Source organism: Allomuricauda sp. ARW1Y1 (assembly GCF_013407935.1).
Taxonomy (GTDB): domain Bacteria; phylum Bacteroidota; class Bacteroidia; order Flavobacteriales; family Flavobacteriaceae; genus Flagellimonas.
In genome coordinates, this window is the sequence record NZ_JACBZU010000010.1 from 3,050 (window position 1) to 16,004 (window position 12,955).

Annotated in this window: 16 protein-coding genes; 4 read left to right on the forward strand and 12 right to left on the reverse strand. The window is 45.6% G+C overall.

The genetic code is table 11. From position 1 onward, the window contains the following. The 5 genes from GGE08_RS15855 to GGE08_RS15875 all read right to left on the reverse strand — a co-directional run. A partial coding sequence (locus GGE08_RS15855; RefSeq protein ID WP_179385867.1) for a hypothetical protein occupies positions 1-250 on the reverse strand: 250 nt, incomplete at its 3' end. Positions 251-393: 143 nt separating this feature from the next. Continuing rightward, positions 394-810, reverse strand: coding sequence for a nuclear transport factor 2 family protein (locus GGE08_RS15860; protein ID WP_218847569.1), 417 nt, complete (start codon positions 808-810; stop codon positions 394-396). A gap of 72 nt (positions 811-882) precedes the next feature. Next, entirely contained in the window at positions 883-1,350 is a 468-nt protein-coding gene (locus tag GGE08_RS15865) for a YHS domain-containing (seleno)protein (RefSeq protein WP_179385868.1), read from the reverse strand. Positions 1,351-1,375: 25 nt separating this feature from the next. Continuing rightward, positions 1,376-1,921 (reverse strand): carboxymuconolactone decarboxylase family protein, encoded by a 546-nt coding sequence (locus tag GGE08_RS15870; protein ID WP_179385869.1) that lies wholly within the window; start codon positions 1,919-1,921, stop codon positions 1,376-1,378. 305 nt (positions 1,922-2,226) lie between these two features. After that, positions 2,227-2,961 carry a cysteine hydrolase gene (locus GGE08_RS15875; RefSeq protein ID WP_179385870.1) on the reverse strand — a complete coding sequence of 245 codons (735 nt, stop codon included), beginning with the start codon at positions 2,959-2,961 and terminating at the stop codon, positions 2,227-2,229. Between the two features lie 463 nt (positions 2,962-3,424). On the opposite strand from GGE08_RS15875, the gene GGE08_RS15880 reads away from it, so the two are divergent. After that, positions 3,425-3,745 carry a hypothetical protein gene (locus GGE08_RS15880; RefSeq protein ID WP_179385871.1) on the forward strand — a complete coding sequence of 107 codons (321 nt, stop codon included), beginning with the start codon at positions 3,425-3,427 and terminating at the stop codon, positions 3,743-3,745. Positions 3,746-3,757: 12 nt separating this feature from the next. On the opposite strand, the gene GGE08_RS15885 is transcribed toward GGE08_RS15880, so the two are convergent. From GGE08_RS15885 to GGE08_RS15915, 7 genes are all read right to left on the reverse strand, one after another. Further along, positions 3,758-4,951, reverse strand: coding sequence for a sorbosone dehydrogenase family protein (locus tag GGE08_RS15885; protein WP_179385872.1), 1,194 nt, complete (start codon positions 4,949-4,951; stop codon positions 3,758-3,760). A 146-nt stretch (positions 4,952-5,097) separates the two neighbouring features. Beyond that, positions 5,098-5,655, reverse strand: coding sequence for a DUF4251 domain-containing protein (locus GGE08_RS15890; protein WP_179385873.1), 558 nt, complete (start codon positions 5,653-5,655; stop codon positions 5,098-5,100). Between the two features lie 70 nt (positions 5,656-5,725). Next, positions 5,726-6,643 (reverse strand): EamA family transporter, encoded by a 918-nt coding sequence (locus tag GGE08_RS15895; RefSeq protein WP_179385874.1) that lies wholly within the window; start codon positions 6,641-6,643, stop codon positions 5,726-5,728. 94 nt (positions 6,644-6,737) lie between these two features. Then, complete coding sequence (locus GGE08_RS15900) at positions 6,738-7,070, reverse strand: hypothetical protein (RefSeq protein ID WP_179385875.1); 333 nt, start codon at positions 7,068-7,070, stop codon at positions 6,738-6,740. Positions 7,071-7,232: 162 nt separating this feature from the next. After that, positions 7,233-7,925 carry an OmpA family protein gene (locus tag GGE08_RS15905; RefSeq protein WP_179385876.1) on the reverse strand — a complete coding sequence of 231 codons (693 nt, stop codon included), beginning with the start codon at positions 7,923-7,925 and terminating at the stop codon, positions 7,233-7,235. A gap of 4 nt (positions 7,926-7,929) precedes the next feature. Continuing rightward, a complete protein-coding gene (locus GGE08_RS15910; RefSeq protein ID WP_257024061.1) occupies positions 7,930-8,412 on the reverse strand; it encodes a lipocalin family protein in 483 nt (160 codons plus the stop codon). 90 nt (positions 8,413-8,502) lie between these two features. Next, the gene (locus GGE08_RS15915) at positions 8,503-10,482 is read right to left on the reverse strand and encodes a thiamine pyrophosphate-dependent enzyme (RefSeq protein ID WP_179385878.1); all 1,980 of its coding nucleotides are present in this window, start codon (positions 10,480-10,482) and stop codon (positions 8,503-8,505) included. Positions 10,483-10,593: 111 nt separating this feature from the next. On the opposite strand from GGE08_RS15915, the gene GGE08_RS15920 reads away from it, so the two are divergent. From GGE08_RS15920 to GGE08_RS15930, 3 genes are all read left to right on the forward strand, one after another. Beyond that, positions 10,594-11,544: an isopenicillin N synthase family dioxygenase gene (locus tag GGE08_RS15920; RefSeq protein WP_179385879.1), complete on the forward strand. Its 951-nt coding sequence runs from the start codon at positions 10,594-10,596 to the stop codon at positions 11,542-11,544. A gap of 2 nt (positions 11,545-11,546) precedes the next feature. After that, a complete protein-coding gene (locus GGE08_RS15925; RefSeq protein ID WP_179385880.1) occupies positions 11,547-11,876 on the forward strand; it encodes a translation initiation factor in 330 nt (109 codons plus the stop codon). A gap of 144 nt (positions 11,877-12,020) precedes the next feature. After that, a complete protein-coding gene (locus GGE08_RS15930) occupies positions 12,021-12,953 on the forward strand; it encodes a DUF1835 domain-containing protein (protein ID WP_179385881.1) in 933 nt (310 codons plus the stop codon). Positions 12,954-12,955 lie beyond the last annotated feature (2 nt).

Sequence of the window (12,955 nt, forward strand, 5' to 3'; positions counted from 1 at the left end):
AAAACTCGAACTGACGGTTTTCAAAATTCTGTGTCACTTCGGTTCTTTCAGGGGTGCCCATGATCAACCAAGGTGTCATTTCGAGTGGTTTTTGGACCCCAGTCCAAAAATTGTATCGAGAAATCCTTCTTGTATGGCAAAACCTGGTTCTCGATACTTTTTCCTTCGGAAAAAACTCGAACTGACGGTTTTCAAAATTCTGTGTCACTTCGGTTCTTTCAGGGGTGCCCATGATCAACCAAGGTGTCATTTCGAGTGGTTTTTGGACCGGGTCCAAAAATGGTATCGAGAAATCCTTATTACCACTCACTTTTAAGCGGTCTCGACCGCATTTTTACTATTGAGATTCAAGACTTCTCGACTGCGCTCGAAGTGACATAACTCCAAAAATGACTAAAGTCTTCGCTCCGATTCGGCTATCGGCAGGTCGTTGATGCTGGCATAGCGCTTTTGCATCAGCCCATGCTCGTTAAATTCCCAATTTTCATTTCCATAGGCGCGAATCCACCCTCCTTCGGCATTTTGGTATTCGTATTCAAAACGAACTGCAATCTTATTGTCGGTAAAGGCCCATAGTTCCTTTCTCAATTTGTAATTTTTTTCTTTTTGCCACTTTTCCGTCAAAAAGGCGACCACTTCCTCGCGCCCATTGATGAACTGCGAACGGTTGCGCCATTCGGTGTCCACCGTATAGGCCTTGCTTACCTTTTCAGGATTCTGGCTGTTCCAGGCATCTTCTGCCAATTGTACTTTTTCGCGTGCGCTGGCCTCGGTAAAGGGAGGCAGCGGATATTTTTTTTCTATTTCCATGTCTGTGATGTTTTTGCATTAAAAAAAGGGCAGGACCTATGGCGGGGCCCTACCCTTATCAGCTAATTAAAACTACTTGCTGTTTTTGACCGTGGGCCAATTGGCGTGTGCTGCCGTTTTGAGCTCCGTGGTGCGTTGTCCCCAATCTTCGTAGGTGTTGAACGGTTCCCCGTTGAACGGACCATTAAAAAAGAGGTACAATTTACCATCGATCACCGTGTAGGTTTCCGGGTTGATGGGAAACTTGGCCTCCTTGGCCCCCACACCCCAAGCACAGTAGCCATCAAACTGGGGCAAATATTGGTTGGGCGATTGTTTAAAGGCGCTTTGGTTCGCCCTGTTGGCAAAGTAATAGGTGGCACCATGGTGCTTTACCGCATAACTTTTGCTCCCTTTTTGGGGTGCTCCTGAAAAATAGGCAACCACATCGTACCCGCCAATGGCAAGGCCGTTATCATCTACCGGAGGGGTCTGGGCGTTTACGCTGATCACAGCGAAGAACAGCAATCCCAAAAATGCTAGATTTTTAATTGTTTTCATCGTTTCTAATTTTAAAGGTTATTGGCTATACCGTTGCGGCTTCCACCACGGGAAAGTCGATATCGGTATTGGCCGTATTGTTGAAATAATTGGTCAATATGTTCAAGGCTACGTGCGCTACGATCTCGCCCACGGCTCCATCGGAAAAACCGGCAGCTTTTACGGTTTCCACATCTTCGGAGGATACCCGTCCGTTTTTGGAGATCAAGTTCTTGGCAAACTGAAGCGCTGCGGCCACTTTGGGGTCGGAGTTGATGCCGTCCCTAGCGGATTGGAGCGTAGTGGTGTCGATACCCACCAACTTTTCCCCGATAAAGGAGTGTGCGGAAAGGCAGTAGTTACAGGCGTTGGACTCGGCAACGGTCAAGGCGATGAGTTCGCCCAATCTTCCGCCCAAGGACCCTTTGCCCAGGGCATCGCTCAAGTTCAAATAACCTTCCAGAACGGCTGGGGAGTTCCCCATGGTACGCATCATATTGGGAACCATGCCCAATTTGCCTTGGATGCCTTCAAATAATTCTTTGGATCTTCCGGTTGCTTCCTTAGGATCTAATGCTTGTAAACGTGTCATAACTTTCTGTTTTTGATTTATGATTTGCTTGTCAACTTTTGACATGACAAAGGTGGGGCGCTGTGGGCTGGGATAAAATGGACAGATGGCGCAAGTCCTTGGACAATTTTCCCTCGATGGGCAAAAAGTTGGTTTCCGTCGACCCGAACTTGCCTGCCTGCCGGCAATAGCAGGTTTCAGGTTCTCATAACGATTTGTCCAAAACTGGATGGGATTCAGAATGAGGTGCTTCAACAAAAAAACAAAGGACCGAACCTACGGTCCGGCCCCTTGCCACTCCACTTCAACATCAACCACATGAAAACTTATTTCACCGGATGCATTTTGAGCTCTTTCACCAATTCGTCTGTGGTAAACACCCGGCTGGAAATCATTTTATAATTGGTTTGGGCAGCTTGGTCGCCATCCAATCCAGGCAATTTGGCAGAAGCGGTGGCATCGCCCACCACGGCCACCTCAAAACCGTTCTCCACCAATTCCCTCATGTGCGATTCGGCACATAGGTTACCCGACATTCCGGCCAAGATCACCTTGTCCACGCCTTGTTTGCGCAATTGTAGGGCCAAATCGTTGGATTCGGAACCGAACACTTTGTGCGGGCTGGTGACCACTACCCTATCCTTTTCAATGTATTTTTTGTAACGGGGCAACCAATCGGCACCGGAACCTTCAAAACCTTCCACATTGAGTTGGTCCCCACGATCGAACATGCTGATGTTGTGCATCAATTTTTCGAGGGTTCCCTCGAACTTCCACACATGGTCGTGCTCATAATAATAATGGGGAGAGATAAAAACTGGGATGTTGTACTGTTCCCCTAATTTAAAAATGGTCTCCAAGTTCTCAATGGTGTTGTTTTCCTGCACGCTTTGCCCCACGGCACCCCAGGCCACACCATCGGGACTCAGGAAATCGTTTTGTGGGTCGGTGATCACAATGGCGGTGGAACCGTCAATAGTGAATCCGGGTTCTGGCAATTGGGCAAACACACCCGTAATGGTAAATAGGAACAATGTTACTGTTCGCATCAAATTTTTCATGGTATTTTATTTTACTGATTCAACTTAATTTTTGATGGAACAAAGTTGCGGCAATCGCAGTTTCGGAAAAATGGACGGACTTCGCCAGTGAATGGACAATTTTCCCTTTTTGGGCACTTTTGGAAAGAGGCAAAAATCGCATCCATGGATCGGGAAGGGCCATTCGTCAGATCAAAAGGGGCATCCGTCAATTGGCTGCGAAAAATTATTGCACATTGTGTAGCTTGCTTATAAAAATTTAAAGAGTATGACTATAATTGATACCATAAATACCTTACAAATTATTTGTTTGATTCTGTTGGGCTGTATCATCTTCATGATCGGTTGGATGTTCGGGGCCATCTTTACCAAAAAATACCCTGTTTGAAGCAATACAGTCATTTTTTGACCGTTCGAGAAGACTCCAAACCTTATTAAAACCTACTGAGCCATCTATTGGAGAGACACTAGCATTGAACGTATTTTGGCCTATTGTGGCGATGATCAGTTCACCATTCGTATCGACCTTATGTGCTCGGGTGAAGTCCGTTATTTGTGCTGGCACAAGAGCAACAGCATTTTGGCCAAACCCAATTTGATTCTTCGCCAGGGAACCATTACTGAAAATGAGGACGGTGCTGGCGCTGAATACGTATTCCGTTACAGGGGATGCATCTATACCGTAGAGCACCTTCGTTCGGACGACGGCCGATCAGATTTGTTCTTTGTAGAGGTGACCGACCCAGACCAAAAAAAAAGTACTTGGAAAATGGAGCAAATGTCCATTCCCAAGTACCTTCTCTAAAATCGTTATGTTTTATCCTTTATAGGTGACCCTGTAAATGGCTTTGCCCTCATCATCCGAGATAAGCAAGGAGCCGTCTTCCAAGAACAACAGGTCTACCGGACGCCCAAAGGCTTCTTGGGCCTCCTCGTCCAACCAACCATCAATAAATGGTTCATAGCTAACGGCTTTTCCATTTTCCAATTTTACCATGGTGATTCTGTAGCCGATTTTCGACGAACGGTTCCAAGAGCCATGTTCTGCAATTAGCGCATGTCCTTGGTACGCTTCGGGGAACATGGGGCCTTTGGCAAATTTAACCGCCAAGGGTGCTACGTGCGGACCCAAGGGCTGTACTGGTGGCACAAAATCGGAACAGGGACGCTGGTCCCCATATTCGGGATCTTTTATGGTGCCGCCATGGCAGAAGGGATAGCCAAAGTGTTGGCCCACTTCGGTCAATTTGTTCAGTTCACAAGGGGGTATATCATCGCCCATCATATCCCGACCATTATCGGTAAACCACAGTTCTTGGGTTTCGGGATGCCAGGTAAAACCAACAGTATTTCGAACCCCATGGGCCACTATTTCGCGATTGCTGCCATCGGGGTCCATTCGGGTGATGGAAGCGTAACGCTTGTCCACTGTTGCACTGTCGCAAATATTGCAGGGAGCGCCTACGGGCACGTACAATTTATCATCGGGTCCAAAGGCAATGTACTTCCAACCATGATGAAATTCGGTGGGATAGTCATCGTAAATCAATTCGGGTTCTTGTGGATTCTCCAGCTGGGATTCAATATCCGAGTATTTGAAGAGACGGCTTACGGCGGCCACATAAAGAGCGCCATCTTTCACCGCTACGCCATTGGGCTGTTCCAAATCGGTGGCAATGGTGTAGGTTTTATCGGCCTTGTAATCCCCATCGGTATCCTTTACGGCATAAACCTTTCCTTCGTTGCGGGTTCCTACGAACAAGGTGCCATCAGGCCCCATGGCCATGGAACGGGCGCCCTCCAAGTTTTCGACATAGGTGTCAATGTGGAATCCTTCGGGAAGGTTGAGTCTATCCAATGGTAAATTTCCCGTGTATGCTGTTTCCGTAGTGGTTTCGGCATTCTCTTCCGAAGCTTCTTTTTTGTTTTCCGAGTTGTCTTTACAGGAAAGAATAACTACGGAAAACATCAGTAGCAACAAAGACCTGAAGGTCAATTGATTCATTTTCATTTTGATTTTTTAGGTGTTTTGGTTTCTGAAAGCTTAAAGCTATGATAAAATCATGGAAAGCGGAAGCGGTTTGGATTTGGATATTGAATGGGTGCATTTAAAATATTGATGCAGTACACCAATATGGCTACCACGCACTTAGCCTCCTACTCTTTTTTCTCGTACTTGGAGACGTTCCCCTGATACCCGATATTCCTGCGATGTGAACTTGAGATGGTCAACAAGGCATTTCCGTTGGGGAAGAGCTGCGCGTACACTTGGTAGTTCTCCAAATCATCGTTAATGGTAAACCGCATAATTTTTCCGGTCTCCCTTTTATTGGATGAAAAGGAAATCTCCTTGGGCACACCATCAAACTGGATTCCAGCCTTGTTCTGGTTGTACATCCCGCCCATTTGTCTTTCACCAAAATACGGAAGGTCCGCCTTAACGGTATCCCCTACCATGCGCAAGTATCCACCCGTTGTGGTAATATCGATACGATTGGCCGTACTTCCAAAGGGCAGCAATCCGGCATTGGTAATATTGTTCATCCCTTGGCTCGGCATGGGCCGTGCCCATAGGGCTTGAATTTCAAAATTTCGATTCTCTATCATTTCGTCCAGTGCGGCTATTTCTTCTGGGGTTGCACTATTCTTGTTGGATGCACAGGCAAGGGTCACCAGTAGTAGCATAAAAGCCCCGATTTTTGCTGTAGTCTTCATCTCATTATGGTTTTTTAGCCCCTAGAAAATACAAAAAAGCGGTGTCAATCCCTCAAAAAATAACGCAGTCTTAACGTTTGAAGCGCTCGAAGATGGCCAGTGTTTTCTTGGTGTTGATGAAATACACCCCCGTTAACAAGATTACGGCCGCCACTATGGACTGCAGGGTAATCTGTTCATCCAAAAAATACCATCCCAGCATAAGGGCCACAATGGGATTTACGTAGGTGGAAGTAGCCACCTTTTCCGGGGAAACGGCCTTGAGCAAGTAGTTAAAAGAGGTAAAGGCCACGATGCTTCCCAAAAAAACCAATAAGAGCATGGAGACTTGGACTTCGGTACTCCAGCCCAAGGGTGATGACCATTCCTCGCCGAAGGCAAGGCTCATCAGCCCCAAAATGATGCCAGCGAAGAACATTTGATAGCCGGTGTTCACAAAATAATTGGTGGGAAGATCGGCTTTGGCCACAAAAAGACTGGCATAGGCCCAACAGACCAAACAGAAGAAGATGGTCACCATCCCCAAAATGGATTCTTCTTGCGCAATGATCTGTTTTTGACTTACCAAAAGATAAATGCCCAAAATACCCAGGAGTACCCCGACCATGGACATGGGCTGTATCTTTTTCCCTTGCAGGATGCGCATCAATAACAGAATAATCAGAGGTTGAGCGGAGATTTCCAAAGCGGCAAAGCCGGTATCCACATACCGCAATGCCCAAACGACAAAGCCGTTCCCAATGCTTAAAAAAAGTACGCCCGCAATAATGGTATTCCAGAGTTGTTTTTTGGTGATGCTAAGGCTGATTCCCATAATTTTTGCCAAAAGGAAAATGCAAAGCCCTGCCACGATAAAGCGGCAACCCGCCAGCATAAAGGGCTCCAGTTCCAATACCGCAATCTTGTTCAACAAATAGGTAGAGCCCCAAATGACGTAAATGGCAAAAAATGCCAGTATCACCAAGGCCGAATTTGAGGATTTTCCCATAGCAAGCTGGTTTAACTGCGCTGCAATATTACGCATGTTTCAAAAAGAAACTACTATGGCCCGGCGAATTGGGTCAAAAATAAATCGGAGATTTTTAAAGGGGCTTGTCCAGCTCCAACAAATACGAGGCGAAATCACTCTCCAACTTTTTAAAGCGTCTGATGTGGTTTTCCACTTCGCTTTGGTCGAGGTCGCTAAAATCAAGATGCCGCTGGCGGATGATGGTCATGATACGGGCATCGTATTTTTTGAAGTTCTGAATGCTTTTGTTCAATTCGTAAAACTTTTCGAACCTTTTGGGGCATTTGGGCTCGTGGGTATAGGATTTCAACTTTTCGTTGAGTCGCTGCACCATTCTATGATTGCGTTCCACCCGCATCACCAATGCTTGTTGCTCTTTGGTACTATAGTGGGTCAAGTGGCTCATATAGGGGTTGAAATTTTAACATTAATGAATTGACAACCATTAAGTTAAACAAAATCCGCTAAATCTTGCTGGACTTAACTAACATTTAATGGTTTATTTAACATTCATAAAAAAAGGCCCGGATTTTCCGGACCTTTCTCAATTTGTATGTGGTAAAATTGTTTAATTACCAGTTTGCTCGCGGGCTTCCTCCTTAAGCTCCTCGCTGGCAATAATGGCCAACTCCACACGACGGTTTGCCGCTTTACCCGCAGCGGTCTCATTGCTTTCCACAGGTTGCTCCTCACCATACCACTTGGTGGTAAAGCGTCCGCTGGAGATTCCCTTTGAAATCAAATAGGAGGTCACAGATTGTGCCCTACGTTGGGATAGGCTCATATTGTATTCGGCAGCCCCATCGCTATCGGTATGGCCTTCCACTAAAATATTGGTTTTGGGATACTCTTTAAAGATTCCTGCCAATTTATCCAAAGTAGCGGCAGAAGCTCCCTTGATATCGGCTTTATTGGTATCAAAATAGACACCGTTTTCTCCGCTAAAGGTCACGTTGATCCCCTCACCGACACGTTGTACCTCTGCACCTGGGATTTCTTCCTCGATACGCTCGGCCTGACGGTCCATTCGGTTACCGATATAACCTCCGGCAGCACCACCTACAACAGCACCGATAATGGCGCCCAAAGCGGTATTGCCCTTTCCTACATTATTGCCGATAACACCACCAATTACTGCGCCGCTACCGGCGCCAATGGCAGCTCCTTTTTGGGTGTTGTTTGCATTTTTAACGGCGTCGCAACTAATGATCATGGATAGCGCCATAAAGGCCACCGCTCCTTTTAAAACTATATTTTTCATCTAATTATCTTTTTGAGAATTCGTAAACAATGGTCACAGGCTGACCATCCACAGAGACGTTGGAGTTCAAGGTCATGGATTGCTCGGACAGGCTAACAATGTTCAAACGGTAGCCATAACCACCTGAAATATCCTTCCGGTTTTCATCGATAAATTTAAACTGAAGTTGGCTCTGATAATTCTGTTCCGGTTCCACCACGGACCATCTAAAAAAACGGTCTCCGCCTTGGCAGAGCGAGCTCTGTGCAATGGTATATCGCCCAGTACTGTTGTTGTCCCGGAAAAACCATTGACTGCCTTCGAAGCAGATATCCTCCGCATCGTTGAATAAGGTAGATTTAAAGTTTCCTGAATTGTTTTGGTAATACACATTGTCCAAATTCCAAGAACCGCTGAACAGATTGCGTTGTGTTCTAGCGCTTTTGGAAACGGAACACGATGAGAGCAATAAGCCCATCATGGTCATCAATAAAAGTGATCGTTTCATCATAAGTATTAAGTTAATGTTCAAAAAATATACGATTGGGGACGTATTTCTAGTTGTTAAAGTATTAAAAAAACAGCTAAGTCGCTCATTTTAATACCGATATAATTCGAGTAATTCCTGTTCAAACCTATTTTTGGGCAAGTAATTGGATTCCAGCGACTTGGCGAAGGGAACGGGCGTTTCCAGACTCCCTACCCGCTTTACCGGTGCATCCAAATATTCAAAACAATGCTCCATCACCATGGCCGAAATATCGCTGGCTATTCCGCCAAAAAGGGTGTCTTCCTGAAGTATGATGAGTTTCCCTGTTTTTTTGACCGAATCATAGATTGCTTCGGTATCCAAAGGTTGAAGCGTGCGCAGATCTAGCAGGTCGGCATCAATTTCTGGGTGGTTTTCCAATGTTTCCAAAGCCCAGTGCACACCTGCACCGTAGGTCACCACGGTAATGGAATCGCCCTTTTGGAGCAACCTCGCCTTACCAAACGGCAAGGTATAATAATCGGCGGGCACTTCTCCCTTTACGCTACGGTACAAACCTTTATGTTCAAAGAACAACACGGGATTAGGGTCATTGATCGCGGTATTCAAAAGTCCCTTGGCATCATCGGGAAATGCAGGATAGACTACTTTAAGCCCAGGGGTTTTGGTAAACCACGCCTCATTGGTCTGTGAATGGAACGGACCCGCACCTACCCCTCCTCCGCAGGGCATTCGTATCACAACGTCCGCTTTTTCGTTCCAGCGGTAATGTGTTTTGGCCAGATAATTGACAATCGGATTGAACCCTGAACTCACAAAATCAGCAAACTGCATTTCCACAACGGCCTTCATTCCATTAATAGAAAGACCCATGGCAGTAGAGACAATCGCGGATTCACAAATGGGCGTATTTCGTACACGGCTCCGCCCAAATTTGGGCACAAAACCTTCGGTAATTTTAAAGACACCGCCGTATTCCGCCACATCCTGTCCCATAATGATGAGTTCGTTATGGCGATACATGGATTGCTCCAAACCTTGCGAAATGGCATCGACAAATCGCAGTTCTTCCTTGGTGTTTGATTTAGGTTCAATAGGTTGATATTCAAATTTTTGATAGATATCTTCTAATTCTTTACTTTCATCCGATGAAATCTCAGGTTCATCAAACGCCAACTGTAAATTCGAATTGATTTCCTCGCTGATTTCCTCCTTGATGCGCTCGATATTCTCTTGGGAAATCAGACCTTGCTCCAACAAAAAGCTTTCATAATTGGCAATGGGATCCTTTTTGGCCCATTCCTTCATCAACTTATCCGGAACGTATTTGGTGCCGCTGGCCTCCTCGTGCCCACGCATCCGAAAGGTCTTGAATTCCAAGAGCACTGGCCGTGGTCTTCTTCGGATAGCATTGCACAGCTCATCCACCTTGGCATACACCTCCAATATATTGTTGCCGTCAATGATCCGTGATTCAATACCGTAGCCTTTGGCCCTATCCGCCAAATGCTCACAATTGTACTGTTCGTTGGTGGGCGTGGACAATCCGTAGCCATTGTTCTCGATACAAAAAAGCACAGGAAGGTTCCAAACAGAGGCAACGTTGAGCGCTTCGTGGAAATCCCCCTCACTGGTAGCTCCTTCCCCGGTAAACACGGCGGTCACCCGCTTTTTCCTGCGTAGCATATCGGCCAAGGCAATGCCATCGGCCACTCCCAATTGCGGCCCCAAGTGGGAGATCATCCCCACGATCTTATATTCCTGGGTACCGAAATGAAAACTTCGGTCCCTACCTTTCGTAAAGCCGCTTTGCTTGCCCTGCCATTGCGCAAAGAGTCGGTGCAATGGAATGTTACGCGAAGTGAACACCCCTAAGTTTCGGTGCATGGGCAGAATATACTCACTGGTCTTTAGGGCGTTGGTCACGCCTACGGAAATGGCCTCTTGGCCGATGCCGCTAAACCATTTGGATATTTTGCCCTGACGGAGGAGAATCAACATTTTTTCCTCGATCATTCGAGGCTTCAACATTCCTTTGTACAGTTCCAGCAACTTCTCTTGTTCCAAGTTGCCTACATGATACCTCATATTTAAAAATTAGGTTGGTTAAAAGTAGTAAAAAGACGTTCAAAACCATTCAAAAATTCCAAAACCCTCGGCTTAATTCCTTATTTTTGACGCTACATCAAAGATGACGATATGAGTGCGATTCCAAGCGTAGACCTGAGCGATTTTGTCTCGGGCGACCCCAAAAGAAAAGAAAAGTTTGTCAAAGAAATAGGCGCCGCTTTTGAAGATATTGGCTTTGTGGCACTAAGTGGACATTTTTTATCGGACGAGCTGGTAGACAACCTGTACGCGGAAATCAAAAAGTTCTTCCATCTTCCGCAAGAGGTAAAGGACAAATACGAGATTGAAGGTATTGGAGGGCAACGCGGCTACACTTCCTTCGGAAAGGAGCATGCCAAAGGAAAAAAAGAGGGCGACCTGAAGGAGTTTTGGCATTTTGGCCAATATGTAGAGGATAATCCACAATTAAAAGAGGAATACCCGGACAACGTCATCGTGGAGGAGCTTCCCGATTTTAATGAAGTAGGCAAAGAAACTTATAAAATGCTGGAAAAAACGGCGAAGTACGTACTCCGGGCATTGGCGCTTCATTTGGACTTGGAGGAAACCTATTTTGACGACTACATCAAAAATGGCAACTCCATTTTGCGGCCCATCCACTATCCGCCCATTACCGAAGAGCCCAAAAATGCCGTGAGAGCGGCAGCGCACGGCGACATTAACCTGATTACCTTGCTGATGGGCGCCCACGGGAAGGGATTACAAGTAAAGGACCACCAAGGCAACTGGGTGGATGCTATTGCTCAACCCGATCAATTGATGATCAATGTGGGCGATATGCTGTCACGACTTTCCAACAATAAATTGAAATCGACCATACACCAAGTGGTGAATCCTCCAAGAGAGCTTTGGGGCACTTCCCGCTACTCTGTGCCGTTCTTTATGCACCCCGTGAGCGATATGCCCTTAAATTGTCTTGAAAACTGCATTGACGAGAACAACCCTAAAGGGTTTGCAGATATTACCGCTGGGGAATATTTACACGAGCGCTTGATTGAATTAGGACTCGTAAAAAAGTAAGCATGGACCTTAAAGACCAGTTAAAAAACCTTTTTCCCGATCACGAACCGGAAGAAACGCCGGAAACTAATGAAGAAAAGTCGCCCTATTGGCTTCAGGACGATCCGATTATCTGTAAATACGAAAAACGCAAAGGGAAGCCCGTCACCATCATCGAAGGCTACAATGGGGCCGATAGCGATTTCAAAAAACTGGCCAAAGACCTGAAAACACTACTAGGTGTGGGCGGTAGTTTCAAAAATGAATCCATCATCATCCAAGGGGATTATCGCGACAAAATCATGGATTTTCTAAAGAAAAACGGCTTCTCGGTGAAGCGAGTGGGCGGATAATCAAAGGATTTAACAAAAAATCGATTACATTTTTAATTCTTGTTAAAAACTTGCATTCCAGACCAATGTTTTGTGAAAAAATTTTTGAATTCCTGCTTTAAACATTACTTTTATTCTTCCTAACCAACGAAAACTAAACTGAAAATGAAATCACTGTTGCACATAACCAACGGGGACAGTTTCACGTCTAGGTTACAATCTTTGCAATTTAAGGGAGATGTAATCACCTGGAGGGAAATGCTTTGCGAAGGCAAGACCCTCTCCACAGTAGGTAGCGAATCCTTCTGGAAGACTAGGTTCGAATTTTTGAACAAGAACTACAAGATTTCCAAATCGTGGTTCATCGAAAAAACCCTCAAAGAATATCGATCGCTTTGTAATCACAAGCAGCAAGATCATATTGTGCTGTGGTTCGAGTACGACCTTTTTTGCCAGATCAATATGCTGGCGGTGCTCAGTTGGCTCAAAACCCACCGTAGACATGCCGAAGTATCCTTGGTTTGCAGTGGTAAAGTGGAAGGCTCCACTAAACTATATGGCCTAAACGAACTTAGTGATGCCAAATTGATGGAGCTGTATGACAACAGAAAGGTGCTTTCTCAGGACGATATTGAATACGCCGACTACATTTGGCAACTCTATTGCAGCGATAATCCAATCCGTTTGGAAAACCAAATGGCCAACAACGATTTCCAGTTTGAATACCTCTCAGAGGCGCTTAAAACCCATTTAAAACGCTTCCCTACCATCAAAAATGGATTGAACGACTTGGAAAACCACATCTTGGAAGTGGCCAAGGAACAAAAACCAAAATCCAAAAAGGAATTGATGGGCAACCTTTTGGCCAACCAAGGCTATTACGGATTTGGAGACACCCAATACGACCGAATGATTACCTCCCTAAAGCCATTGTTCAGCTCCTTTAATCCGGTCAAGTTGACCAAAAAAGGATTGCACGTGCTCAAACAGGAGACAAACTACTATTCGGAACTACGTGATAATCAAATGTATTTGGGGGGTTCATTAAAGTATAACTTCCTATACAACACGGACACCGAACGAATCCTGAAACTTTAATT